23 protein-coding genes are annotated in these 24,819 nt (G+C 54.9%); 9 read left to right on the top strand and 14 right to left on the bottom strand.

Features of this window, described 5'->3' with window-relative positions:
• Positions 1-49: 49 nt before the first annotated feature.
• Positions 50-985, bottom strand: coding sequence for an ABC transporter substrate-binding protein (locus ACR0JB_RS08035; protein ID WP_170394594.1), 936 nt, complete (start codon positions 983-985; stop codon positions 50-52).
• A gap of 434 nt (positions 986-1,419) precedes the next feature.
• Here ACR0JB_RS08035 and ACR0JB_RS08030 point away from each other — a divergent pair, with 434 nt between their 5' ends.
• Positions 1,420-2,523, top strand: a complete 1,104-nt coding sequence (locus tag ACR0JB_RS08030) for a Hint domain-containing protein (RefSeq protein WP_480789812.1) — start codon at positions 1,420-1,422, stop codon at positions 2,521-2,523.
• A 307-nt stretch (positions 2,524-2,830) separates the two neighbouring features.
• Positions 2,831-3,763, top strand: coding sequence for a DMT family transporter (locus ACR0JB_RS08025; RefSeq protein ID WP_254440508.1), 933 nt, complete (start codon positions 2,831-2,833; stop codon positions 3,761-3,763).
• Positions 3,764-3,779: 16 nt separating this feature from the next.
• Here ACR0JB_RS08025 and ACR0JB_RS08020 read toward each other — a convergent pair whose 3' ends face one another.
• Together ACR0JB_RS08020 and ACR0JB_RS08015 are read right to left on the bottom strand one after the other, a co-directional pair.
• Positions 3,780-4,412 carry an arylsulfotransferase family protein gene (locus ACR0JB_RS08020; RefSeq protein ID WP_170394588.1) on the bottom strand — a complete coding sequence of 211 codons (633 nt, stop codon included), beginning with the start codon at positions 4,410-4,412 and terminating at the stop codon, positions 3,780-3,782.
• A gap of 119 nt (positions 4,413-4,531) precedes the next feature.
• A complete protein-coding gene (locus tag ACR0JB_RS08015) occupies positions 4,532-4,960 on the bottom strand; it encodes a hypothetical protein (RefSeq protein ID WP_170506080.1) in 429 nt (142 codons plus the stop codon).
• A gap of 568 nt (positions 4,961-5,528) precedes the next feature.
• On the opposite strand from ACR0JB_RS08015, the gene ACR0JB_RS08010 reads away from it, so the two are divergent.
• Positions 5,529-5,696 carry a hotdog family protein gene (locus tag ACR0JB_RS08010; protein WP_170424761.1) on the top strand — a complete coding sequence of 56 codons (168 nt, stop codon included), beginning with the start codon at positions 5,529-5,531 and terminating at the stop codon, positions 5,694-5,696.
• A gap of 327 nt (positions 5,697-6,023) precedes the next feature.
• Here ACR0JB_RS08010 and ACR0JB_RS08005 read toward each other — a convergent pair whose 3' ends face one another.
• Entirely contained in the window at positions 6,024-7,007 is a 984-nt protein-coding gene (locus ACR0JB_RS08005; RefSeq protein WP_170394583.1) for a LysR family transcriptional regulator, read from the bottom strand.
• Between ACR0JB_RS08005 and acdA the strand changes: the two genes are divergently transcribed.
• Positions 7,007-8,212, top strand: coding sequence for a 3-sulfinopropanoyl-CoA desulfinase (gene acdA / locus ACR0JB_RS08000; RefSeq protein WP_170394580.1), 1,206 nt, complete (start codon positions 7,007-7,009; stop codon positions 8,210-8,212). The two genes, ACR0JB_RS08005 and acdA, sit on opposite strands and share 1 nt — an antisense overlap.
• Before the next feature lie 5 nt (positions 8,213-8,217).
• Here acdA and ACR0JB_RS07995 read toward each other — a convergent pair whose 3' ends face one another.
• From ACR0JB_RS07995 to ugpB, 6 genes are all read right to left on the bottom strand, one after another.
• Positions 8,218-8,568: an NUDIX hydrolase gene (locus ACR0JB_RS07995; RefSeq protein ID WP_480789811.1), complete on the bottom strand. Its 351-nt coding sequence runs from the start codon at positions 8,566-8,568 to the stop codon at positions 8,218-8,220.
• A gap of 206 nt (positions 8,569-8,774) precedes the next feature.
• The gene (locus ACR0JB_RS07990) at positions 8,775-9,722 is read right to left on the bottom strand and encodes a glycerophosphodiester phosphodiesterase family protein (RefSeq protein WP_170394574.1); all 948 of its coding nucleotides are present in this window, start codon (positions 9,720-9,722) and stop codon (positions 8,775-8,777) included.
• Positions 9,722-10,777: a sn-glycerol-3-phosphate ABC transporter ATP-binding protein UgpC gene (gene ugpC / locus ACR0JB_RS07985; RefSeq protein WP_170362664.1), complete on the bottom strand. Its 1,056-nt coding sequence runs from the start codon at positions 10,775-10,777 to the stop codon at positions 9,722-9,724. The genes ACR0JB_RS07990 and ugpC overlap by 1 nt, the downstream gene beginning before the upstream one ends.
• Before the next feature lie 3 nt (positions 10,778-10,780).
• Positions 10,781-11,617 (bottom strand): sn-glycerol-3-phosphate ABC transporter permease UgpE, encoded by an 837-nt coding sequence (ugpE, locus tag ACR0JB_RS07980; protein ID WP_170395270.1) that lies wholly within the window; start codon positions 11,615-11,617, stop codon positions 10,781-10,783.
• Positions 11,618-11,637: 20 nt separating this feature from the next.
• Positions 11,638-12,519 (bottom strand): sn-glycerol-3-phosphate ABC transporter permease UgpA, encoded by an 882-nt coding sequence (gene ugpA / locus ACR0JB_RS07975; protein WP_170394571.1) that lies wholly within the window; start codon positions 12,517-12,519, stop codon positions 11,638-11,640.
• Between the two features lie 61 nt (positions 12,520-12,580).
• Positions 12,581-13,891, bottom strand: a complete 1,311-nt coding sequence (gene ugpB, locus ACR0JB_RS07970) for a sn-glycerol-3-phosphate ABC transporter substrate-binding protein UgpB (RefSeq protein WP_170394568.1) — start codon at positions 13,889-13,891, stop codon at positions 12,581-12,583.
• A 180-nt stretch (positions 13,892-14,071) separates the two neighbouring features.
• Between ugpB and ACR0JB_RS07965 the strand changes: the two genes are divergently transcribed.
• Positions 14,072-14,986, top strand: a complete 915-nt coding sequence (locus ACR0JB_RS07965) for a LysR substrate-binding domain-containing protein (RefSeq protein ID WP_170394565.1) — start codon at positions 14,072-14,074, stop codon at positions 14,984-14,986.
• Between the two features lie 412 nt (positions 14,987-15,398).
• Here ACR0JB_RS07965 and ACR0JB_RS07960 read toward each other — a convergent pair whose 3' ends face one another.
• A complete protein-coding gene (locus tag ACR0JB_RS07960; protein WP_170506087.1) occupies positions 15,399-16,400 on the bottom strand; it encodes a hypothetical protein in 1,002 nt (333 codons plus the stop codon).
• 404 nt (positions 16,401-16,804) lie between these two features.
• Here ACR0JB_RS07960 and ACR0JB_RS07955 point away from each other — a divergent pair, with 404 nt between their 5' ends.
• Both ACR0JB_RS07955 and ACR0JB_RS07950 read left to right on the top strand, forming a co-directional pair.
• Positions 16,805-17,035 carry a hypothetical protein gene (locus tag ACR0JB_RS07955; RefSeq protein ID WP_480789810.1) on the top strand — a complete coding sequence of 77 codons (231 nt, stop codon included), beginning with the start codon at positions 16,805-16,807 and terminating at the stop codon, positions 17,033-17,035.
• Positions 17,036-17,194: 159 nt separating this feature from the next.
• Positions 17,195-19,981, top strand: coding sequence for a bifunctional aconitate hydratase 2/2-methylisocitrate dehydratase (locus tag ACR0JB_RS07950; RefSeq protein ID WP_170394558.1), 2,787 nt, complete (start codon positions 17,195-17,197; stop codon positions 19,979-19,981).
• A gap of 151 nt (positions 19,982-20,132) precedes the next feature.
• On the opposite strand, the gene ubiV is transcribed toward ACR0JB_RS07950, so the two are convergent.
• From ubiV to ubiT, 3 genes are read right to left on the bottom strand one after another with little or no spacing between them, the layout of a single operon-like run.
• Positions 20,133-21,029 (bottom strand): ubiquinone anaerobic biosynthesis protein UbiV, encoded by an 897-nt coding sequence (gene ubiV, locus ACR0JB_RS07945; RefSeq protein ID WP_170506095.1) that lies wholly within the window; start codon positions 21,027-21,029, stop codon positions 20,133-20,135.
• A gap of 4 nt (positions 21,030-21,033) precedes the next feature.
• Positions 21,034-22,011 (bottom strand): ubiquinone anaerobic biosynthesis protein UbiU, encoded by a 978-nt coding sequence (ubiU, locus tag ACR0JB_RS07940; protein ID WP_170379732.1) that lies wholly within the window; start codon positions 22,009-22,011, stop codon positions 21,034-21,036.
• A complete protein-coding gene (gene ubiT / locus ACR0JB_RS07935) occupies positions 22,011-22,553 on the bottom strand; it encodes a ubiquinone anaerobic biosynthesis accessory factor UbiT (protein ID WP_170506098.1) in 543 nt (180 codons plus the stop codon). Before ubiT ends, ubiU begins: the two co-directional genes overlap by 1 nt.
• A 126-nt stretch (positions 22,554-22,679) precedes the next feature.
• Here ubiT and ACR0JB_RS07930 point away from each other — a divergent pair, with 126 nt between their 5' ends.
• Positions 22,680-24,188 (top strand): UbiD family decarboxylase, encoded by a 1,509-nt coding sequence (locus tag ACR0JB_RS07930; RefSeq protein WP_480789865.1) that lies wholly within the window; start codon positions 22,680-22,682, stop codon positions 24,186-24,188.
• On the top strand, positions 24,185-24,757 hold the full coding sequence (locus ACR0JB_RS07925) for a UbiX family flavin prenyltransferase (protein ID WP_480789809.1): 573 nt from the start codon (positions 24,185-24,187) through the stop codon (positions 24,755-24,757). Before ACR0JB_RS07930 ends, ACR0JB_RS07925 begins: the two co-directional genes overlap by 4 nt.
• Positions 24,758-24,819: the final 62 nt, after the last annotated feature.

The raw sequence follows: 24,819 nt of genomic DNA, 5'->3' as shown, positions 1-24,819 counted from the left end.
TACAAAGGGTGGAGCGCATATGTCGCGCTCCACCATGGTCAGAGACGGGTTACTGTTTCGCCGCTGCAACCCAGGGCTGCCACACGTCTTCGTTCGCGCCCATCCACTCGGCCACGACTTCTTTGACTTCGCGCCCGTTCTGATCCACTTCCAGGATCAGTACGTTCTGTACGTCGTTGGTCAGGTTCATCTGCTTAACCATCTTCATCGCATCCGGATAGGTCGACGCGAAATCTTTCGAGACGATCTTGTCGACAGTCGCTTGTTGGAAACCGCACGCCTCGCCGCGTTTCTGGCTGGCCTCGTCGCAGGTGCCATGCGGCGTGTCCCATTCGACCCAGTTCACATCGGTCTCGGCAAAGACCCAGTGCGGCTGCCACATCATCATCAGGATAGGCTGCTCGGCGGCCACGGCGCTTTTCAGTTCGGCCAGCATCGCTCCTTCGGAACCGCCCGGAACCGGCTTGAACGGCAGATCGATCAGCTCAACCAGATCGGCTGACCGGGTTCCCCAGTCTGCCGGGTAGGTGATCAGACGACCATCCGGGAAGGTATCCGCGGCGGCAAAAGCCTGCGCGCAGTCATACAGCGCCTCATAGGCCGGTAGGCCAGGGCATTTTTCGGCCATATACGGCGGATAAATCCAGCCTTCCTGCGGCTCAAGCCCCAGGCCACCAACAACAATGATATCCCCGGCCTCAACGGCCTTGGGGTAGATGTCGCCGACATTGTTGGTCCAAAGCTCAGGCTGATAATGCAGGCTGCCCTCGGCAATGGCGGCCAGCTGCGGCACGGCACCGGCGGTCACGTACTCGACCTCGTGGCCCAGCTGTTCGAACAGCGCCCCTGCAAAATGGGCCGAGATATGCTGACCGGTCCATTCGTTGACAGCAATCTTGATAGGATCGGCCAGGGCAGCGCCCTGGCTTAACAGTAATGCGGCTGAAGCCAGCAAAGCAGGCTTCAGAGAGTTTGAAATAGTCATTGTGTGACCTCCGTTGGTGGACTGGCCATTTTGGCCTTTTTTGTTTGATGTATCGAAAAACAGTACAGTTGCAGGTATTTGGCCCAACAGACTGCTTTCTATCAACAGTGTTTTTATTAGCTCTTTCGAATGCGATCTTCACTTGCACCAAGTTGAGCATGAACGCGATCCTAACATGAGAAAACAGACCATCAAGGATTTGCACCGTAAGTAATTGATGCACCACACGGGTTCGGTTCTTTTGCGCATCACTACACGATAAAGATCTGTACTCTGCTGATGATTGACCAGCCCGACCCAGATACCAATAAGACACGTTTCGGTATTTGTTTTGACCACCAAACCCGATCCACAAATAAAAATTCTTGAATTGTTAAGAAGTCGAAGGTTATTTGACTGCTGTACGTTCGTTTTTTGTTTTTTACGAGTTTTCCATGCCGACAACATTTACCGTCTTTTCCCTTGGCAACCAACAAATCTGGGACACGGCTGAAGGCAACCAAACCCTTTCAACCGGCGCAGTGAATTCGTCCCTTGGCACCTATGGGTCTGCGGGAAATCCTCTGTTTGACAGTAGACAGACTTTCGCCGAGGCAGGGTCTGGTTTCAGCGGCGGGGATTCTACGGCCTATGATCTGGACAACAACGTCTCGAACGATCAGTTCAGCATCGACGGTGGGACGCCGCAGTCGTTTGATGCAGCAATGCAATTCGATGCTGTCATTACATATACCGATGGCTCGACCGTAAGTATTACAGCTGTTGTTTTTCAAGATACCAACGGCAACACCTATTGGGCACCGGAATTTCAGGATAACGCGGATCAGGACGCCATCGACGCAAGCGCGATCGAGTCGATTCAATTGGTCTCGCCGATCTATGCGAACGGCTTCAATACCGGATACTCGCTGTTCGGGGAAAGGGCCGATTCCGATCCGTTGTGTTTTGTGCGGGGGGCGTTGATTGCCTGCCCGGACGGGCCCAGGCGCATCGAGTCCCTGAAAGCGGGAGATCAGGTGCTGACCATGGATAGCGGCGCACAGCCAATTCGTTGGATCGGTCGACGCACGATGGCGGCTATTGGAAAATTCGCACCCATCCGAATCCGCGCGGGTGTTTTGGGCGCCGAGGACACATTCGAGGTCAGCCCGCAACATCGCCTTCTGTTACAAGGCGCCGATATCGAGTTGCAGTTTGCCAGCCCAGAGGTTTTGGCAGCAGCAAAGTATCTGGTTGACGGTGACGGAATATCTGTGCGCATCGGTGGCGAAGTCGAATATTTCCATCTGCTTTTTGATGATCACCAGATTGTCTGGGCCAATGGCGTCGCGTCAGAAAGCCTTCTTCTTGGCAAAGCGGGGACAGCCGCGCTGGATGAAGAGGATGTTTCGGAAATCCAGACGTTGTTTCCAGAACTTGATTTGCCATCAGGGCGGGGTCTTGAGGCTGCGCGCCCGGTTTTGAGATCTTATGAGGCGTCGTTGATGGCCGCGGGGCGTTCAACGGAAAATCCAGGTGCCCTTAGAAAGATTGCTTGAGGCGGCGGAATAATTTCCTGTTTTAGAATGGCACGGATCGGGGAATTTAAGCCTCTGCGTCTTGCGGATCAGGATTAAAACCCCCGAAATATCTTTCAATTTCAGGCGTGTAGAGAAGTAGAAGCGCGAACGTGCGATATCTCGCAAATGCCTGGCTATGCGCACAAGGTAATTCATCGCCTTTTTGGAAGTCGCGGTTTTGGTCGAGTGACCATTATTAGAGAGCTTTCCGCAAGAAACGGGTCGCGGTGTTGGGGGCGCGCGGATTAGTTTTTTGGGAGAAGCGTTAACGAGGAACCAGCAACAAATGACTCTGCAGCCCATGCCATCGATGGATTTGAAGGCCACTGCCATGCTGCTGTTGCTTGCGGCCGTTTGGGGCGGTTCGTTTTTCTTCGGCGAGGTTGCCCTGACCGAAGTGCCGCCACTGACAATTACGCTGCACAGGGTGATCTGGGCGGTTCCTATTCTTGCCCTGATCGTCATAATCAAAGGATTGAGCGTGCCACGCACCCCTCGGATATGGGGCGCTTATCTTGTTATGGGCGCGCTCAACAATGCCATCCCATTCTCGCTGATCTTCTGGGGGCAAACGCAGATCGACAGTGGACTTGCGTCAATTCTAAACGCAACGACGGCAATGTTCGCAGCAGTTGTGGCTGGTTTGCTTCTCAAGGATGAGCCGTTGACGCCAAAGAAGATAGCAGGTGCTGCGCTAGGTATATTGGGTGTGGCCTTTATCATGGGGCCAAGTGCGTTGACTGAGCTCAATCCCAGCAACCTGGCACAGTTGGCTATCCTTGGGGCCACACTTTCCTATGCTTTTGCCGGCGTCTGGGGCAGAACTGCCCTTTCAGGTCAACCGCCGCTTGTGAATGCGCTCGGTATGCTGATTGGCAGCACCGTGCTTATGATCCCAATTGTTCTTGTGATGGATGGTGCCCCCAATTTTGCTTTGTCTTTAGGCGTTTGGTCTGCGCTTCTTGGGATGGCCGCGTTGTCAACGGCATTGGCCTATGTTCTTTACTTTGCAATTCTCGCGCGTGCGGGTGCGGCCAATCTTCTTTTGGTGACGCTGCTGATCCCACCGTTTGCTATCGGTCTTGGCGTGACATTCCTTGGTGAGAGGATGGAGCCGAGCGCGTGGATTGGGTTCGCCATCATTGCGTTGGGCTTTGCCGTGACCGACGGTCGACTTTTTTCACGCATCGCTAAAGGCAAGCCCAGACAAGCGGAATGAGACGCATCTTTGAATTTCACCGCATAATGGCAGGCGCGAGAAACACGATGTTCGAATATGGATAAATTCTACATGGAATGAGGGAAGTTTCAGTGCAACAGGACACTAAGCAACATGGAAACCGCCCAGTGGCGCTTAGCTGGAATAGGCGTGAGCCTGGTTTGCCTGCATTACTAAAAACACCGCTCCGACAAACCACAGCGGTATAAAACTTACCCCTGCCCAAAACTTCGCAAACCATTTCAAAATAACTCAATGGGTAGAGTTTTGCATTGGCGACCTCACCCACAAATTCCTCATCGTATTTATTGACATATTCCCAGATCACGTTGCCATTGCCATCTATTTCCAGCACCCGCCCCGCGTCGAATGCGGTGATCAGAACCCCGTCGTCGTCCAAATGCTCGTGTTGTCCCCGGATGACCGACAGTATCTCTTGACCGGGCTTGCTGCCAAAAACGATCTCGGTCTCACGGGTTACCGAGTCAATGACCATGATGTTCGTATCCCGGGGCACATCCAGTCGTGTTTTGCCATGCCATGTATACGCTGACACATAGGTATTGTTGTTGAAAATCGAGATTTTACCATCCGGGCGAAACTCTGGGTCATGCTGCCGAATCCGGGGGCCGGTCTGGTGCCACTTCACTGTTCACGTGGTGGGGTCCACCACCATAACAAGGTTTTGTCCTGCATCGAAAGGCGTGAAAAATGTACCCGGCTGTGAATCCACCTGGCATATCTCTATTTCGTGTAACAACAATCATGTTAAAATTTTCTCATCTGGGGTCGCTGAAAAAAGGCTGGAAAGCGATAAGCAACCTCGGCAGCGGGCCACTCGTTACGGCCAAGTGTCAGATACCCGCCCTGTTCGGACGCCACCATTGAATGGTGCGACGTCTCATCAAGCGCCCAGAGTACATTGGAACACGGATCCAGCTTGACCGTTCCACAATATTCATAGCTGAACACCAGTTCGCCCTTCGGGGTCCGGCACGCGCCGTGTGCATCTGCTGCTAATGTGTCCTCCAGATTTGCGCAGGGGCGTGTTTGCGCATCTGGGTAATGTTCAAAATAGTCCAGCGACCATTTGCGAATGACACTGCCGTCGCGAGCCACAAGCCGGGCCTGGTTCTCTTTGTCGAAAAAACCCATCAACAAGATGGCGTCCTGACGATCCGGCTGTTCATTTATCATGACACCATCGCCTTGACCGCGTGAGGGCTGAAGGTGTTCGCGATAAACCGCTCTGGTCAGAGACCGCTCAATAAACAATACCTCGTATGCGAGCCGAAGCTGAGGAGCCGGACGCCATTTTTTTATTTGCGCAAAAATCCCATACAGTACGGGCTATCCCGTCTGGGGATGGGTCATGGACCGGTATGATGCAAGTCAGGTACCCGAAGTGATGGAGGCGACAAGATACCCAATAACTGCCGAGGAAGTCGCTGCTTGGAATTGCCCTTAACCTCCGAGGGTGTTTCAAACATTCTGTTGCAAGTGTTGATCGTCATGCTTGGAAATTTAACGAGTTGATATCCGCGAACATGTGACTATTCGGTGGTTAAAGACCGCGTCTGCTGCACACTCGAAGGGACGGTAACTTCTGACGTAGGTGAGCGATAGCACTGGTGGACCAGGAGCTAGGAATTGCCAGTAGGTTTCAAACCATTCCCCTCACCTTCCGCCTTTTTCGTGACACCGGCATACTCACCGGCACCAACTAGGGTGGCCATGGCTGGACGAAATTCGGTGGCTTTCTCCTGTGTTCCCAGGCGACACGCTCCGCCCTCGTATTACGGTCGAGGTGCATACGCCGTCTCGTTCCAAGCCCGACCGGGGAACGGTACGGTTTCGCTATCGGACATTTAATCAGGATGATGTCGAAGTGCTGAACTTGGTCATGCATCACGTGATGGCGCGGCAGGAATAAATCGGTTCATCTACGTATTGCGAGAGTTAGGTTCTGAGCCTTTAGCAAATCGCGAAACGCACATTCCGGTTGGCGGATCAAGCGAGCAGAGGAGGAAAAACAATATCGGTCCCGACAATAGCGACAGGAGTGCGCGCCAACGGGAACGGACTGATTGGACCTGAAGCTCCTGCATTAAACCAACCCTCGGCGTAACAATCCCGACGATATTTCAGCGCAGCACTCATGGCCGCGCCTTGTGTCAGACTAGGGCAAACATCTGGCTTATGTCATCTACAGGTCTCTAGTTCGGGTGTTGCGGGCGATCCACCAAACGATTTAAGCAACTTAGATTTCCGCGTTTTCCAGACCGGTTATGCTGGCCTCAAGCAATGTCTTCAGCTTTGAGCGCCATATTTCAGTCAGGGCGTCTTCGCGTGTCACCAGTGAGATGTTGCGAAACAACGGTTGCGGCTTACACGGCAGGACAAGAACCTGTTCAGCGCCATACCGCAATACGTCTGTTTTTGGTAATAGCGCGTATCCGATGCCGTTTTTAACGCAGTTTACGATGGCTTCGATACTATCAAGGATAATCACTTCCTTCGACTTCAATTGCATCTGATCACGGTATTGGGCGATCAGCTTGCCAATGCCCGACGACGGAATGAAATGCAAAAAAGGGTGTGATCCGGAAAGTCCGCTTAGTCCTTTTACCTTGCTGTCCAGCGGTGCCGCGATCACCATTTCCTCACGGATCACGGTTTCGCAGCAAAGATCAAATGTCGCATCTGCGATTTCAGTTACGATTGCGGCATCCAGTTGACCGTTCCGGACCTGTTCGCACAAAGTCTCTGACAATCCGGTACTGGTTCTCAACATTGCTTTTGGAGCCAGCTGTTCTGCCGTTCCAAGAAACAGGGGCAGAATGCGAGCAGCAGCAGAAGGGACAAACCCGACCCGGTACGTTCCGGTCAGTTGATCGGCAGGCACACATCTTGATTTCAGAACTGAGTAGGCATCAACTATTGTCTTGGCGTCCTGAGCAACCCTCACTCCGAGTGGCGTCAGTTTGGGCGGCCGATACCGGCGGTCGAACAACGCTGTGCCAAGCTCTTCTTCCAGCGATTTCATCTGCATGCTGACAGCAGACAGTGTCATGTTGCGCACTTCTGCGGTTCGAGAAAATGAGCTGTGCTGCGCAATCGCAACCAGTGTTTCAAAAGCTGAAATCTGCATAAATTCAGTAAAACTTAATTTAAAGGCAAAGTAAATTCGATTGAAAACAACATGCGAGCTCTCACATAATTGTGAATAGAGAGGATGACCCAATGCTTGACCAGGGAACAAAGACGTATCAGGAAATCGCCCGCGAACTTGCTCCAGGATTTGCGGACCGGGCCGGTCACTGGGACGAAACTCGCACCTATTGTTGGGAAAATGTACGTGAACTGACTGACGCAGGGCTTATGGGCATGACAATCCCGCCCAGGTTCGGAGGGCTCGGCGCCTCATACCTTGACGTGGTTTTGGCCGTCGAAGAAATCGCCAAAGCCTGCGCGTTGAGTGCCAGGATTGTCGTCGAGGCCAATATGGGCGGCATCAGCGCGATCATGACCTATGGCACAGATGAGCAACGGGATTTTGTGGCCCCGCTTGTCCTGTCGGGGGACAAGCCCGCGATCTGTATAACTGAACCCAACGCCGGCAGCGCGGCGACCGAGATGCAGACAACGGCCCGGCGTGTTGGCGGGAAATATCTGATCAACGGCAGCAAACACTGGATCACGGGCGGCGGCGTTTCGAAGCTTTACCTAATTTTTGCGCGTGTTCTGGATGAGGACGGAACCGATCTCGGGATCACCGGTTTTCTGGTTCACTACGATCCTGAAAACGGTATCGCCCCCAAAGGGTTCGATGTGGTCGGTCGCGAACGGACCATGGGGCTGTGCGGCATGCCCGAAACTGAGCTTCGTTTTACCGATCTGGAAGTTGATGAGCGTTTCGCGCTGGTCACCCCATCGGGAATAAAACGTGGCTTTGCCGATCTGATGACCGCTTATAACAGCCAGCGTGTCGGGGCGGGAACGGTAGCCATGGGAATTGCAGCCGGTGCGCTGGAGCACTCAAAAAGATATCTGCGTGAGCGTAATCAATTCGGCCGCCCGTTGCAGGAGTTTCAGGGTCTTCAATGGATGTTTGCAGACATGGACACGGCGGTCCATGCGTCCCGTCTGATGTTGCATGAAGCCGCTGGATCCCTTGGTTCGACTGGGTTTCCCGACATGGCAATGGCAGCCAGGGCAAAAGCCTTTGCGTCTGAACAGGCGATCAAAGTCGTCAACGACTCCTTGCAGATATTTGGTGCGCGCGGATACGGCGCGCAGGAGCCAATCGAGCGCATGTATCGCGACGTGCGCATGTTTACCATCGGTGGTGGAACTGCGCAGATTCTGAAAACACAGCTCGCAGGTAGTTTGTTGGGCATTAAAACGCCACAGACCAGAGACGGGTACGCGAAGCTGGCTAGGGGTTGATAGCCTCAAGCCGCTGCGATTGCGCGTATTGATCTGTTCTTTCTTGGATTGTTTTTTAGGTCTAAGAGCAAGTCTTCCAACTCTGGCTGTTTGAGTGCTTTCGCAGTTCCTTTCGGTGAAAGCCAGTGCCTTTTTCTTTCGTGCTTTTCCTTCCACCGGCGCTTCACCTTATAGATGTAGAGCGGGTAGAAGGTGGCTTTCACTTGGACACTGGTACCATCGTTAAAAGTCTTAGCGTACTCAAACTCACCGATCGGCTTGCGAGAAAATGTATCTTCCACACCAGCCTCCGCCAGCGCTTCAATTTCTACCGTGCGCCAGTCTTGCTCACCGTCCATCGGCCAGCCCTTGGGCATGATCCAGCGTCCTGTGTCACGCGACATGATTAGGAGTACTTTGGGGCGACCGCCGAACAATTGCAGAGGCAATGCTGCAACTTGTTTACTACGCTGAGCCGTTATGCTTCTCGCCCTACACAGGAGGTTGAAGTGAAGATGTGACCAACCCTTTCCGATTGCGACTGGAAGAAACATAAAAAAGTCACGAATTAGCAATGCAGAATTCACTGGTTGTCGATATGCCAACCCATGCCTAAATCCGACAGATGCCTTTGAACCCGCCCAGGATAATCAGATACGATTGCATCCACGCGCAGGTCGATCATCCTGTCTATTTCTTCGTGCTCATTGACCGTCCAAACGGCAACACATAGGCCAAGTTCTTTTGCGCGCGCCACATTTTCAGCTGTTACATCCGCGTAGTACGGGCACCAAAGCGAACCGCCAGCTTGCTTGACCAAATTGGGAATTTCATCACAACGACCACGAAAGTCAGGGCAAACCGCTTTCGAGGAATCCTCCCCAACATCATCCGCGTTATCTGGAAGCTGTGTAAGGTAAGAAGACGGCATATCAGGAGCTTTTCGCTGACATTCCTCCAGAAGGTTCCAGTCAAAACTGTGCAGTACCGCGCGCGACGAAAGACCTTTGCCGCGAACTTCCTGTAGAACTCGCCCGACAAAGTTCTCCCTATGAAGCGGATCATCGGCCACGTCAGGATCCGACTTCAGTTCGAGCATCAGATAGGCATCGCCGTATTTTGGTTCACTTACCAAATCTAGCAAGTCCATCAGCCTTGGGACTCGAACGCCTTCCAATTGGGCCTGGTCTGGAAAGCGTTGGCCATAGGCAGAATGCCCGTCTAACCGTCCAATATCGAATTGCTGAATCTTTTCGAAAGTCAGTGACGAAACCTTCGGTTCCTCCCCGGTCAGAAACAGGCCATCTGCGCCGCGAAAGCTCGGGGCGTGCAGACGATGATTATGGGTTATGACCGGCACGTCATCCGCCGTCAGGACAACATCAAACTCAAGAAGCGGGACACCGATAGACAGCGAGAAATCAAAACCAATCATGCTGTTTTCGGGCAAAACGCCTCTTGCCCCTCGATGGCCCACGATCCGGATCAGGTTTTCGCCACCACGGAAGGCTTCGACTTGAGGAAACGTCATTAGCCGCCCAGCCTTTCACCAGTTGATTGGTCAAACAGATGCATGTGCTCTGGGGCGACCGAGAACCGCATGTTCGGATGCCGGCCCTCGATCGGATGGACTCCCGGAAGGCTTATCGTGATCGCTCCGCCGACTCTCGCTAGTTGACCGTGCAACAAAGTATTGGCCCCCAACGGTTCTGCCATCTGAATCGCCGATTCCAGCGGACCATTATCATCCAACAGCAGATGCTCTGGGCGTATCCCCAGCTTCAACGCGGTATCAGGACCTGCAGATCGGCCGACCGCAATTTCACCGATCTTGATCGTCCCGTTTTCACGCTGGGCGTCAAACACATTCATCGCAGGGCTGCCAATGAACTGTGCCGCGAACAGAGTTCTCGGTGTTTCGTAGACCTCTAACGGCGTTCCAATCTGCTCGGCGATGCCACCATTCATCACGATCATCCTGTCGGCCATCGTCATGGCCTCGACCTGATCGTGGGTCACATAGAGCGCCGTGATCCCCAGCTTTTCCTGGAGTTCGCGAATTTCCAGACGCATCTGAACCCGCAGCTTGGCATCTAGGTTCGAAAGCGGCTCATCAAACAGGAAAACTGCTGGCTCGCGGACAATGGCCCGACCCATCGCCACCCTTTGACGCTGACCGCCTGATAGTTGTCTGGGTTTGCGATCCAGCAAGGGTTCCAGCTGCAATAGTCTGGCGGCCTCGGTCACTTTCTGGTCAATCTGGGCCTTCGGCAACCCGGCGATTTTCAGGCCATATCCCATGTTCTGGCGCACAGACATATGTGGGTAGAGCGCATAGTTCTGGAACACCATAGCGATATCGCGATCCATCGGCTCTTTGTCGTTGGCCCGTTCCTCTCCAATCCGGATTTCGCCGGATGTCACGGTTTCCAGGCCCGCAACCATCCGCAACAGCGTGGACTTCCCGCAGCCCGAGGGGCCAACGATTACGATGAACTCACCATCCGCAATGTCGATATCGATGCCATGGATGACGTCCGTCGGGCCAAAGCTCTTTTTGACGTTCTCAAGGGTTACTGTTGCCATTTCTTACTTCTCGCTATCGACAAGGCCGCGGACAAAGAGCTTTTGCATCGACACCACCACGATGACTGGCGGGATCATCGCCAGAATGGATGTGGCCATGATGACTGGCCATTCGGCCACATCATCGCCAGAAGGGAACATCTGTTTGATACCCATCACAATGGTGTTCATTTCAGGGTCGGTGGTTATCAAAAGCGGCCAGAGATATTGGTTCCACCCATAGATGAACAGGATCACGAACAACGCCGCGATATTGGTCCGGCTCATCGGCACCACGATATCGATGAAGAACCGCATCGGCCGGGCCCCGTCCACGCGGGCAGCTTCGGCCAGTTCATCCGGGATCGTCAGAAAGAACTGCCGGAAAAGAAATGTTGCCGTGGCCGAAGCGATAAGAGGGAAGATCAATCCGTAATAGCTGTTGAGCATACCGAACCCGGCAACAACTTCGAACGTTGGAACGATACGCACCTCGACCGGTAGCATAAGCGTCAGGAAGATCAGCCAAAAGAATGTTGTCCGCCCGGGAAAACGGAAATAGACAATCGCAAAGGCTGACAACAGCGAGATGACTATTTTGCCAACGGCAATCCCGATGGCCATCACCAAACTGTTGAACAGCATCGTTGCAACCGGGACATTCACGCCGGAAAACAGCGCGGCCTTGTAGTTTTCCCAGAACTGATCACCCGGCACCAACGGCATGGGCGGTGTCACGATTTCCGGTTGGGTTACGGTCGACGCGACAAAGGCCAGCCAGATCGGGAAAAAGATGATCAACACCCCGAGGATCATCATGGCATGGGTCAGCCAGATGCCCATCCCGCGTTTTTCGACCATTCCGTGTTGTTGGGCTGCCATCAGTAGTGCACCCTTTTTTCCACGTATTTGAATTGGATGACCGTCAGCAGGCCGACGACGATCAGCAGGATGACCGATTGCGCCGAAGAAGAACCCAAATCCTGTCCCACGAACCCATCCGAGAAGACCTTGTAGACCAGAATGGTTGTTGCCTGTTGTGGTCCACCACCGGTAATCGTGTGGATCACGCCGAAGGTTTCAAAGAAGGCGTAGACAACATTAACCACCAGCAGGAAGAACGCGGTGGGTGACAAGAGCGGCAGCACTATGGTGAAGAACCGGCGCCAGAAACGCGCGCCGTCGATCGCAGCGGCCTCAATCACGGACCTTGGAACTGACTGCAATGCCGCGAAGAAAAACAGGAAGTTATAGCTGATGCGCCCCCAGGCCGAGGCGACAACAACCAGCCCCATGGCCTCGGTTCCGTTCAGGACATGGTTCCAGTCATAGCCGAGTTGGCCGAGGTACCACGAGACAACGCCGACGCGTGTGTTGAACATGAATAGCCACAGCACGCCTGCAACAGCGGGGGCAACTGCGTAGGGCCAGATCAGTAGCGTCCGGTAAAAGCCCGATCCTTTGATCAGGCGGTCCGCGATGACCGCCAGAAACAACGCCGGGATCATCGAGCAGAGAGTGACAAGCGTTGAAAACACCGCTGTCGTCACGAAAGAGGCTCGGTAGAATTTATCGCTCAGCAGGAATTCAAAGTTACCGAGACCCACGAACTGGGACGACAGCCCAAACGGGTCAGGTATGAATAGAGATTGCCAAACAGCCTGCCCCGCCGGATAGAAAAAAAATACAGCGGAAATGATGACCTGCGGGGCGATTAGCGCCAATGGCAAAAGCCAGCCGCGAAAGGTGACGCGTTTTTCCATCCCGATAAACCACCGAATATAGAAAATGCGGGCCCGAAACAGGCCCGCATCGAGTTACGACTTATTGATTGGCGGATTCGAACCGGCGCAGCAGAGCGTCACCTCGCTCTTTCGCGCTGTCCATCGCTTCCTGAGCGGTTTTCTCGCCGGACCAGACGGCCTCGAGCTCTTCGTCGATGATGCCGCGAATTTGGTCGAACGACCCCAGACGCAGACCTTTCGAATTCGCGGTCGGCTCTTTCGCGGTCATCTGGATGACGGCGATGTCAGTGCCAGGGTTCTGTTCGTAGAATCCAGCGGCGCGAGTAGCGTCGCCTGCTGCGCCAGTGATCGGAAGATACCCGGTATTCTGGTGCCAATCAGCCTGAATATCAGAAGAGGACAAGTAGTTCAGGAACTCGCCAACGCCCTTGTATTCTTCGGCGTCGTGACCTTCCATCACCCACAGCGAAGCACCGCCGATAATGGTATTCTGGGGCTCACTGATAACAGCCTCCCAATAGGGCAGCGGTCGTACATCGAATTCGAACTCGGCCTCGGAACTGATACCTGCATACCCAGCCGAGCTTTCGGTGAACAGCGCGCATTCCCCTGCCCGGAAGTTCGCTCCGCCTTCGTTTCTGCGGCCCGTGTAGATGAACTTACCGTCCTTTGCCCAGTCACCCATGGCGGTCAAATGCGCCACCTGAGTCGGCCCGTTCACCATCAGCTCGGTATCCAAACCGGCAAACCCGTTGTCCTTGGAGGCAAACGGCACGTCATGATAGGCCGACAGGTTTTCCAGATGAATCCAGCTTTGCCATGCAGTAACCAGTGGGCAATCCTCGCCACCGGCTTTCAGTTGATCAAGGACCTCGCCGACTTTTTCCCAAGTGGACAGGTCGGTGTCTGGGTCGACACCTGCCGCCTCGAACGCGTCGCGGTTGACCCACAATACCGGCGTTGAGGAGTTGAACGGAAGCGACAGCATGTCTCCGTTAACGTCCGTATAATAACCTTTCACAGCACCGATATACGCGTTCTGGTCAAATGACCCACCAGCGCTTTCCATAACTTCGTGCACCGGTTTGACCGCGCCCTTGGCTGCCATCATGGTCGCAGTGCCGACCTCGAACACCTGCAAGATATGTGGGGGATCACCCGCGCGGAAGGCCGCAATACCGGCGTTCAGAACTTCGGAATAGTTCCCCTTATGCTGGCCAACGACGACGTATTCATCCTGACTGGCGTTAAAGCCTTCGATCTGTGCATCTACAAGCTCACCCAGGCGTCCGGTGAACTGATGCCAGAACTGAATTTCAGTTTGCGCCATTGCCGCCACTGGGGACAAGGCAGTTGTGACGGCGAGAGCGCCGAGAAAATTCTTTTTCATGATTCCTCCCATGCATCAGGTTCGATGCTTCGTTGAATACCGACCGCAACGCGTAATCAGCACACATGACGATTTCACGACGTTAACGTTACAAATTTATAATTCAAGCATTTAATTTTTGAGAAAAACATAACATTACATTATATAACAACTAAGCGAACAACGAACCAGGATCAAAGTATGAGTCAAACTTTGAGGATCCGCCAATTGGAAGCGCTCATGGCAGTTTCCACAAACGGATCGGTCACTGCCGCAGCTACGGATCTTGGGATAAGCCAACCTGCGGTCAGCCGACTGCTTTCCGATCTGGAAAAATCGCTTGGCTTTCAACTTTTTGATCGCCGTGAAGGTCGCTTAGTGCCTTCGCAGGAGGTGCGTTATCTGCAACCCAGCGTAGAGCGCGTTTTGGAATTGATGAAGCAGATCTCGGACGTTAGTCAAGACATCACCCAACGCAAAGCGGGACACATCCGCATCGCATGTTTGCCCGGGTTCGCCACCAGTCACCTTCCCAACGTCATCGCCACGTTTTTACAAGATCGGCCAGGTGTAACCATGACGATCGAACCTGACAGACCGGAACGCATTCTCGAGTGGATGATCGGTGAGCAATATGATTTCGGAATCACAGATAACTTTAACGGGCATCCGGCGGTCGAAAGCAGAGACATCGATGTCCGAACAGTTTGCGTGTTTCCTACCGGACATGAATTGGAGCACCTCTCCGAGGTGACACCTACGGATCTTGCAACCGCCAAGATTATTCACACACGGCGCGACAGCAATTTTTTTGGACAGCTTTCAAAAGCGTTTCAAAGCGCCAATGTCAAACTGAATTCCCACATAGAAGTCAGGCAGTTCACGGCGGCTTGTGAATTGGCTGTAAAAGGTGTTGGGATTTCCGTGGTCAGCGAATTGGACGCCGTCCAATATGCAGACAAGGGATTGAGCTACCGACCGTTCAAACCGCTCTTGTCACATACGCTTTCCCTTGTGCGTCCGATTTTGAAGCAACCGTCACTGGTGACGCTAGAGTTCATCGAGCAGTTCCAAGAGAGCCTAGCCCCGTTCAAGGCAGGTAAAATCCATCACTGATTGTAGGGCGGTAAACGCCAACGTTCGCTGCCTGCAGGCCGAACATTTTTTATCTTCATAGCTTGAAACCAATTCTTGAGCATTTGGAATAGCCCCCAAGATCGACCTCGCCTTATCAGTCAAAGTGGCGAAAGACCGAGTAGTTTTGCAGTTGAGCTTGGAAAATTTAGCTCCTAATCCTGGGACACTCTAGCGCCCGCTTCGTCCCGCATTTGGTGAGTTCATAACACTCTGTATATTGCCCGTGCAGCGAACGGCAGCAATGTGGGCTGCAAACGCAGCATTCGAACATAGCGCTCAAGGTCGGCAATGGGCCGACTATACCCGTCCGCTCATAGGCGGTTGCGGAAGACACAGCAATGAAGCGGATATCAGATCGATCCCCCCAAAGAAGAGGTCGGATAGCAAGATGCTAACCCAATTGAGGCGTGTTCTTTCTAGGCGCGCGAGAGAGCTTTAACCCTAGCAGTGCAATCAAGACGTATGGCCAGATGAAGAGAGCGATCTGTCCAATTGTGGAAGCTGATCGCTCTTTCTCCTTCTCAATTTCGTCGGTAATTTCTCCGCTTTTGGACCGAACATCGTCGATTTTTTGATTGAGGACGGTTTGTGCCTCTTCAAGGGCAGTGATGTGCTCTGCCATAGAAAATTCGCCGCTAAAGACCGCAGACGCTGTTCCTATCGTCACGCTGTACCCGCCGAGCCGTACCAAACGTTGAGATATTCCACTCTCTTTCAGCACGGTTTGCTCGATATCGCCGAACCTTGTCGCTAGCGGATAGTTTTCGACAAAAATAGCCCGCTCTTGTTCGATTCTCGTTCTGGCTGCGGAGCACATTTGTTGAGCAAATACGCGCTCCATTTCTTTTTGATGGTCATCAATGATTGCATCAACACCAGATGGCTCATCTAGGCCGAAGTCGGTAGCCCCAAAGTCAAAGCCGCTTCCAATTAAGCATGCGTCCAGTTCTGCTGCGTTCATCTTGATTTGAAGCGAACGAAACTCGGCAATTTCACGACTAATCTCGCGAACTGATTGCTCTTCGTTCTCTCGGATGAATCGGGCCGCGCCCGTTCCATTTTCGACATCGATTTCAAGCCGATCCACGGTCGACTGAGAGTCCTCTAGCTGAGATCTTAGTTCGGCCAAGTCTCGATACCCGAGAAACTCTGTGCGCTCCACTGACTGCGCGTAGAAATAGAGACAAGCTCCCAACATAGCCGATGTGTAGTAAGTTCGGTCGACGGCTTCTCCGTTCAGAGGGTTGGTTTTCGAGATCGCGAGAGAAGCCACAAAAACTGAAACGGCGACAATCACTAACGCAGTTGGGCTTCCTCCAAATAACGCGGTAAGTAGCGCGCCCATACCAAGAATTACTGCGACAAAAGCAATGCAATTTCGATAGTGAATCATGAAATTTCCTTGCTTAAAGCTCTTTTTCAAAACGAATTCGTGTGGTCTTTACTTGCGTGGTATTCGCGATGTTATTTTGACGGGAATGTGCGACTGTGTCATCATCTGAAACTGGCGATAGCCTCGCGAAATCGACTGCAAAGTCCGCTGTGAACCCGCAGTCTAGAGTTTCGCCATCACCAATTTTGAACAAATAGAGCGAAGGTCGGCAATGTGGGTTGCTGGCGCAGCATTGAGCAACACCACTAAACGGAAGCTAAGGACCACCCTTGTTGGTGCGGATGGTTTTCCACGAGTCAGATAGTGCGGTGAATCCGAGGTCTTGACTCTCCCCGTTTCAGCAGTTTGTTCAACTGGTAGGATAAACAACCCGCCTGCGTTGCCTTCTCGTCCTTCAAAGGAATTTGCGACAGAACCGTTTCGGGGAATGGGGGTTTGTGTTGGCCTCACCCGCGCCACTGTCGGGGAGAGATTTGGATGTGCCGGATGGGCTGAGTTATCTGACACCTGATGTCTGGCAGGCCGTACAGGTGTTTGGTGTCGATATGGACCGCGTTGCGGCCAAGCCCAACACGCTGCAGACCCATGTGCTGGCGGGGTATTACCTAGACGGGTGGGATTATTGGTTCCGCTGAATTGCGGCCCATACCGGACTTTGTGATCGCATTTTTCAGATGGTCACTTGAAGTCTACGGGAAATTAGTATACCGCCGCATACAATTCGATACCGGCAGTGGCCAGACCGCTGGAAACCCGGTAGGCACCCACACGAAACGCAAACAGCCGGAACAGCCATGAGCCTTTATACAGATTACCTCAGCGAGATCGAAACCCGCAAAGGACAAGGACTGCACCCCAAGCCCATCGACGACGGTGCATTGTTGAAAGAGATCGTCGCCCATATCAAGGATGCGGCAAGCGAACATCGGGACGGGGCGCTGAACTTTTTCATCTATAACACGCTGCCTGGCACAACCAGCGCCGCCGGTGAAAAGGCCAAATTCCTGAAAGAGATCATTCTGGGCGACGCGGTGGTCGAAGAGATCTCGGTTCCTTTCGCGTTTGAGCTGCTGTCGCACATGAAAGGCGGTCCTTCGGTTGAGGTTCTGCTGGATCTGGCGCTGGGTGAAGATGCCTCGATTGCGGATCAGGCCGCTGAGGTGCTGAAATCGCAGGTCTTCTTGTATGACGCGGATACCGACCGTCTGAATGCGGCCTATGAAACTGGAAATACAATCGCAAAAGACGTCCTGGAGAGCTATGCCAAAGCAGAGTTCTTTACCAAGCTGCCCGAGATCGACGAAGAAATCGAAGTTGTAACCTATGTCGCGGCCGAAGGTGACATCTCGACCGACTTGCTGTCGCCAGGCAATCAGGCGCACTCGCGGGCTGACCGGGAACTGCACGGCAAGTGCTTTATCTCGGATAAGGCGCAGCAGGAAGTCGAAGCGCTGAAGCTGCAGCACCCCGGCAAACGTGTCATGCTCATTGCGGAAAAAGGCACAATGGGTGTGGGCTCATCGCGTATGTCCGGCGTGAACAACGTGGCGCTGTGGACCGGTAAGCAGGCCAGCCCCTACGTGCCATTCGTCAATTTCGCGCCGATCGTTGCGGGCACCAACGGCATCTCACCGATCTTTCTGACCACCGTGGGCGTGACCGGCGGCATCGGTCTGGACCTGAAAAACTGGGTCAAGAAGGTAGATGAAGATGGCAACGCGATCCTGAACAATGACGGCAACCCGATCCTTGAAGAGAAGTACTCGGTCGCAACTGGCACGGTTCTGAAGATCAACACCAAAACGCAAAAGCTTCTGAGTGAAGATGGTGAAGAACTGGTTGACGTGCGTTCGTCCTTCACACCGCAGAAAGTAGAGTTCATGAAGGCCGGCGGATCCTACGCCATCGTCTTCGGCAAGAAACTGCAGGCACTTGCGGCCGAGACGCTGGGTGTTGAGGCACCGCTGGTGTTTGCCCCGTCGAAAGAAGTCAGCCACGAGGGTCAGGGTCTGACCGCGGTTGAGAAGATCTTTAACAAGAATGCCGTGGGCACAACGCCGGGCAAGACTCTGCACGCCGGTTCAGACGTGCGTGTGAAGGTCAACATCGTCGGTTCGCAGGACACCACCGGCCTGATGACCATGCAAGAGCTTGAGGCGATGGCCGCCACCGTCGTGGCACCCAGCGTTGATGGTGCCTATCAGTCGGGTTGTCATACCGCGTCGGTCTGGGATGCCAAAGCGCAGGCAAACACGCCTCGTCTGATGAAGTTCATGAACGACTTCGGCCTTGTCACTGGTCGTGACCCGAAAGGGGTCTATCACTCTATGACGGACGTAATCCACAAGGTGCTGAACGATATCACCGTGGATGACTGGTCGGTGATCATTGGCGGCGACAGCCATACCCGGATGTCCAAAGGCGTGGCCTTTGGGGCCGACTCGGGCACCGTGGCGCTGGCGCTGGCCACCGGTGAAGCCTCGATGCCGGTTCCGGAATCGGTCAAGGTAACCTTCAAGGGCAAGATGGCCGAGCATATGGATTTCCGCGACGTGGTGCACGCCACCCAGGCGCAGATGCTGGAGCAGCATGGCGACAACGTGTTCCAGGGCCGTGTGATCGAAGTACACATTGGCACGCTGTTGGCGGATCAGGCCTTTACCTTCACCGACTGGACGGCCGAGATGAAGGCCAAGGCGTCTGTCTGTATCTCGAATGACGAGACCCTGATCGGATCGCTGGAGCTGGCCAAGTCGCGCATCCAGATCATGATCGATAAGGGCATGGAGCATGAAAATGGGATGCTGCAGAAGTTGATCGACATCGCTGATGCACGCATCGCCGAGATCAAGTCCGGTGAAAAACCTGCTCTGACTCCTGATAACAACGCGGAATACTTCGCCGAGGTTGTCGTCGACCTGGATCAGATCGTCGAGCCGATGATCGCCGACCCGGATGTCAACAATGCTGACGTGTCAAAGCGCTATACACACGATACGATCCGTCCGATTTCGTACTACAATGCCGAAAAACATGTAGATTTGGGCTTTGTCGGGTCGTGCATGGTGCATAAGGGTGACATCAAGATCGTCGCCCAGATGTTGAAAAATCTTGAAAAGGAAACCGGTAAGGTCGAATTCAAAGCTCCGCTTGTGGTTGCAGCTCCGACCTACAACATCATTGACGAGCTGAAGGAAGAAGGCGACTGGGAAGTGCTCGAGAAATACTCGGGCTTCGAATTCGACGACCTGTTCCCGAAACAGAAGGCGCGCACCGAGTACGAAAATATTCTCTATCTTGAGCGCCCCGGCTGTAACCTGTGCATGGGCAACCAAGAAAAAGCCGCTAAGGGTGATACGGTTCTTGCCACGTCGACCCGCCTGTTCCAGGGCCGCGTCGTGGCAGATGCACCGGACAAAAAAGGCGAAAGCTTGCTGGCATCGACCCCGGTTGTTGTCCTCTCAGCGATTTTGGGCCGGACGCCGAAGATCGAAGAGTACAAATCCGCCGTGGAAGGCATCGACCTGACCAAGTTCGCACCGCCGGTCGCGCCGGAAGGGACCAAGTCGGCCCATTTCTAAGATCTGCAGGGTCGGTTCACCTGTCGCAGGTTGGGCCGGCCCGCTTCTCTACCAGATATGACGTCCGGGATGCTCGGCTAGCTCAGTGCAGCCGTGCGCTCAGGAACAATGTCGTGCAATCCGGGCCAAGCAATAGAAGTGTTGCACAGAATCAGGAAGCGCCTGACCAGTCCGCCCCGCAAGCGCCGGTTAAGAACCCATCGCTTAGGCGCAGGGCAGGGTCCTCCGTCGTGATCGCTTTTGCAACACCGCCTTGGGGCAAGGTCTGTCCCAGACGCTGACGGTACAGTTTACAAAGTTTCGCAAACCCCTTGGATTGTGGCGACAGACGCAAGGCTGACACTCCGACCCAGCGCAATTGGTCAATTTGATGGTCGGTGCAGGCATAGCTGTCGGATAAGGTCTGTACCCCGTTCATTGCCATGAAGGGCCTGCCGTCTCCGGTCAGAACCTCGAGCCCGTCGGGGTCGTCTTCGCAAGCGAATTGGCAGTTGTCCTTGGTGCGCCCATGTAGGCGTGCGTGATAGCAGCGGCCAGAGATGGCAAGCGGTAACCGGCCGTGACCCCAGACCTCGATCGCGATATCCAGGTCATTGGCAACCCGCGTCAATGCCTCAACTGATGCCAGGGGCAATTCCGGCGGCAGACAGACTCGATTTGCGCCGCGGGCTGCCAGCCAGTTCAGCGTGCCTTCATTGTAGACATTAACCAGCGGTCCTACCGTGAACGCGCAGCCCTTGGGCAGATGGGCCAGGGCGGTCAAATCATTGACCTCGACCGTCACACCCATTTCGGCCAGTTCGGCGGTCAGTTTGCGTTCGCGTTTCAGCGTGATCAGCGCAAGACTGGTGAGGGAAACCTGTTTCCCGGCCTCGATCAACGCGGCAATCGCATCGGGGATGCGGTCCTGGTAGAAGGGCAGGCGTTTGGAACAGACCAACTCGCCGATCACCACACGATCGACCGGAGACTGGGTCAGGTCCTGATAAAACCCGGTCCAGAAATCGGCGGGCCAGAAGAACTGGCTGGGCCCGACTGTCAGTTCCATCGCGTTATCTCCATGTTTTCTTGTAGGCGCCGGTTGTCATGGCCTGCCCCTCGGACAGGCGGGCCAGCATGCCCTCGGGCATCGGGCGCCCGGCCTCAAGCGCATCCACCGCCGCGCGGAAATTGCGCACCACTTGCGCGACATAGGATTTCGACCGTTGCCGCCCTTCGATCTTCAGCGCCGTAACGCCCGCTTTTTGCAATTGCGGGATCAACTGCTCGGCGTTCAGGCTGACAGGATCTTCGAACAGATGTCCGGTTTGGGATCCTGCGGTGAAACATCCCTTGCACAGGGTGGGGTAGGGGGCCGGTTCCCCCTTATCGACCCGGTGGATTAGATAACCGCCCAGACGCGCATCCAGAACGCCCTGATCTTCTGAGTAATCCACATGGCTGGCGGGTGAGCAGACCCCGTTCATGTTTGGTGACAACCCGGTGGCATAGGAAGAGAGCGAACAGCGCCCTTCGGCCATCACGCACAGGCCGCCGAAGACGAACACCTCAGTCTCAACCTCGGTTTCGGCATTGATGGCGGCAATCTCGGGCACGGACAGAACGCGTGGCAGGACCACACGTTTGACGCCAAACGTGTCTGCATAGAAATTGATTACATCGGCATTGGCAGCGGCGGCCTGCACAGACAGGTGCCGTCGCAATCCAGGGTGGGTGCGGGCGGTGTGGTCCAGCAGTCCTAGATCGGCCAGGATCACCGCGTCTGCTCCGCAGGTTTCGGCATCTGCTACGGCGCTGTGCCAGATCGCCTCATCCCCTGCGCGCGGGAAAGTATTGATGGCAACCAGCACTTTTGAGCCGTGTTGATGGGCGAAACTTACAGCATCGCGCATTTCGCTGCGATTGAAATTGAGGCCCGGAAAGTTTCGGGCGTTGGTTTCATCGTTGAAACCGCAATAGACCGTATGTGCCCCCGCCTTAACGGCGGCCCGCAAGGCGGCAGGCGTTCCTGCCGGGCAGACGATTTCCATCACCATATTACTGCGTCCTCGGGTCGGGTCAGGCAGAGGCCGGTTTGACGCTCGGCCAGGGCAATCAATTGCTGTATCGGACGCGCGAATGGCCCGGAAAGTCTGGCCGCTTCCTGCGCCAGGTCCAGTTCGGCATCGTCCACGGCATTGCGCAGGGCGAGGGCGGCGCCGGTATCGCCTTCAACCACCAGATCGCGCGAGAAAAACAGCGCATCGCCATCAAAGGCCCCGTGTACCAGACCAAGCAAAGCGGCAAGCGGACCCGAGATCCGGGCCACTCCTTTCCCCCGACCGCGAGTCAGGGTCACCTTTGGTCGACCATCGTTGGGATTGAGACACAGAACAATCGGGAGGTCGACCGGGTCGAGTACAAAATCGGTCTGCCTGTATTCGCCCAGGCGCTGAAACAGGCCGGGTGAGGTGTGGGCGATCTTGCGGGCAAAAACCGTCAGCGACAGGGACAGGGGTGCAAGCGGTACCAGCCGCAGCGCCGCCGCCAGAGGGGCGGGGCAGTGCGGTATTGTTATGTGAGGATCGGACAAACTGACCTCCGGCGGTTTAGCAGGTCCTGCTGTCGTAGGCGGGTGCAGGTGCCCGTTAATTGACTGTTGTCAATTCTGCGCGACAAAATCGTTGTTAGGGGAAGGGCAGATTACCGGAGCTGTCCCATTCGCACCTTACCGAAATTTCCCACCCTTCGTGATTTTCTTGGTTGGAGCGAAAGCACCGGCCAATTCCAGGCGGTGTCCGAACCCGTCTCTTTGCGCCACCAGATGACGGCCGTGCATCGCGCTGTTTTGGAAGCACAAGGGCCGGTTCTGCGGTTTGATTACTCGATAACGGCGCAGGGCGACCGATTGGATATTCCCGTCGTAGTCAACCTGTTCGGCACAGCCCGGCGTGTCGCCGCCGGGCTGGGCGTTGCGCCAGATGGCCTGGACGAATTGGGATCCTTTCTGGCGGCGCTGCGCAGCCCCGCGCCGCCGGATGGGTTGCGCGATGCCCTGTCACGCTGGCCGATGCTGAAAGCGGCGTTGGCAGCGCGTCCAAAAACCGTTCGGTCGGCGGCGGTTCAGGATGTTGTCCTCACCGGGACAGATGTCGACCTGTCTGCATTGCCGGTTCAGACCCATTGGCCGGGCGATGCCGGGCCACTGATCACATGGCCCGTGGTGGTGACCCGCCCGTATGACAGCGATGCCGGGGATGTCAGCCGCTACAATGCCGGCATCTACCGTGTGCAGGTTCTGGACCGGAGCCGATTGATCATGCGCTGGCTGCCTCATCGCGGCGGGGCGGGGCATCATCGCAGCTGGGTTCAGCGTGGTGAAAAAATGCCTGTGGTCATCGTTTTGGGTGCTGATCCGGCAACGCTGTTGTCAGCGGCGTTGCCGCTGCCGGAAACCGTGTCAGAGTTGAGTTTTGCAGGTGCCTTGAACAGCACACGACCCCGGATGATACCAGCCAAATCTGTGCCACTGTTGGTGCCGGCCGACGCCGAGATTGTGTTGGAAGGCTGGGTTTCCCCAACCGATACCGCCCCCGAAGGACCGTTTGGCGACCACACCGGATACTACAACCCGGCCGAGCCGTTTCCTGTGATGCATGTCACCGCCGTGACCCATCGTGAAGCACCAGTCTACCTGTCCACTTATACCGGTCGCCCCCCGGATGAACCTGCCATCATCGGCGAAGTGTTCACCCGGCTGTCATTGCCGACCATCCGCGCGCAGATTCCCGAAGTGCGTGACCTCTGGCTGCCACCTGCCGCTTGTTCGTATCGCATGGCGATTGTCAGTATAGACAAACGCTATCCCGGACAGGCGCGGCGGGTGATGATGGCGCTTTGGGGGATGTTGCCGCAATTCAGCTATACCAAGATGATCGTGGTCGTGGATGACGATATCGATCCGTCCAACTGGGACGACATCGCCTGGGCGCTGGCCACCCGAATGGACCCTGTGCGCGATGTGATGTTGCTGGAGAATACTGCCATGGATTACCTCGACTTTGCCTCGCCCCAACCCGGATTGGCGGGTAAGATGGGCATCGATGCCACCACCAAGATCGGCTCGGAAACCTCGCGCGAATGGGGTGAGGTCATGCGAACTTCGGATGCCGATGCGGCCTTTGCTGCTGATCTGTTGGGCCGGATCATGCCGGGGCTGAGCCAATGAGCGCTGCCCGTGTCATATTGGGGGTGTCCGGTGCATCGGGCGCAGCGCTAAGCCTTGCTGTGGCGGGCAATTTGTCGGGGTTGGGAGTTGAGATTGATCTGGTCGTCAGCCCGGCGGCCAATCTTACGTTGGCGCAGGAATGCGGCGCGGATGCGTTGGACGATCTGTGCAAGCTGGCGACCCGGCACCATGCCACCGGCGATGTGGGGGCAAGTATCGCTTCCGGCTCAGTCCCGGTTGCGGGCATGATTGTAGCGCCTTGTTCGATGCGCACGCTTGCAGCGATTTCGTTGGGTCTGGACGACAACCTGCTGACTCGGGCAGCCAGCGTGCAGCTTAAGGAACGCCGCCCTTTGATCCTGCTCACCCGCGAAGCGCCGTTGACGTTAGCGCATCTGCGCAACATGACCTCTGCAACGGAAATGGGGGCCGTAATCATGCCGCCTGTGCCCGCCTTTTACCTCAAGCCGCAAAATTTGAATGACGTGATCGATCAGATTGCTGCGCGGGCTGTTGATTCCCTGCGATTGAGTGCCCCCACCGCCGCGCGCTGGAATGCGAGTGCCTGAACAGGGCGCGATTTGGACGTTACGGAATCCATAATTCTGCCACTATGGTGCAATCTATTGGC

The organism is Ruegeria sp. BI7 (genome assembly GCF_056537925.1).
This window is presented reverse-complemented; position numbering and strand designations above follow the sequence as displayed.

Coding starts and splice junctions, on each gene's coding strand:
- ugpC (WP_170362664.1), bottom strand. CDS start 10,777: ATGGCAACAGTAACCCTTGAGAACGTCAAAAAGAGCTTTGGCCCGACG.
- ubiV (WP_170506095.1), bottom strand. CDS start 21,029: ATGGAACTGACAGTCGGGCCCAGCCAGTTCTTCTGGCCCGCCGATTTC.
- ACR0JB_RS08015 (WP_170506080.1), bottom strand. CDS start 4,960: ATGATAAATGAACAGCCGGATCGTCAGGACGCCATCTTGTTGATGGGT.
- acdA (WP_170394580.1), top strand. CDS start 7,007: ATGCTTGACCAGGGAACAAAGACGTATCAGGAAATCGCCCGCGAACTT.
- ACR0JB_RS07950 (WP_170394558.1), top strand. CDS start 17,195: ATGAGCCTTTATACAGATTACCTCAGCGAGATCGAAACCCGCAAAGGA.
- ACR0JB_RS08030 (WP_480789812.1), top strand. CDS start 1,420: ATGCCGACAACATTTACCGTCTTTTCCCTTGGCAACCAACAAATCTGG.
- ACR0JB_RS08035 (WP_170394594.1), bottom strand. CDS start 985: ATGACTATTTCAAACTCTCTGAAGCCTGCTTTGCTGGCTTCAGCCGCA.
- ubiU (WP_170379732.1), bottom strand. CDS start 22,011: ATGGAAATCGTCTGCCCGGCAGGAACGCCTGCCGCCTTGCGGGCCGCC.
- ACR0JB_RS07990 (WP_170394574.1), bottom strand. CDS start 9,722: ATGACGTTTCCTCAAGTCGAAGCCTTCCGTGGTGGCGAAAACCTGATC.
- ACR0JB_RS07960 (WP_170506087.1), bottom strand. CDS start 16,400: ATGATTCACTATCGAAATTGCATTGCTTTTGTCGCAGTAATTCTTGGT.
- ACR0JB_RS07965 (WP_170394565.1), top strand. CDS start 14,072: ATGAGTCAAACTTTGAGGATCCGCCAATTGGAAGCGCTCATGGCAGTT.
- ACR0JB_RS07995 (WP_480789811.1), bottom strand. CDS start 8,568: ATGCCCAAGGGCTGGCCGATGGACGGTGAGCAAGACTGGCGCACGGTA.
- ugpA (WP_170394571.1), bottom strand. CDS start 12,519: ATGGAAAAACGCGTCACCTTTCGCGGCTGGCTTTTGCCATTGGCGCTA.
- ACR0JB_RS08025 (WP_254440508.1), top strand. CDS start 2,831: ATGACTCTGCAGCCCATGCCATCGATGGATTTGAAGGCCACTGCCATG.
- ugpE (WP_170395270.1), bottom strand. CDS start 11,617: ATGGTCGAAAAACGCGGGATGGGCATCTGGCTGACCCATGCCATGATG.
- ACR0JB_RS07925 (WP_480789809.1), top strand. CDS start 24,185: ATGAGCGCTGCCCGTGTCATATTGGGGGTGTCCGGTGCATCGGGCGCA.
- ugpB (WP_170394568.1), bottom strand. CDS start 13,891: ATGAAAAAGAATTTTCTCGGCGCTCTCGCCGTCACAACTGCCTTGTCC.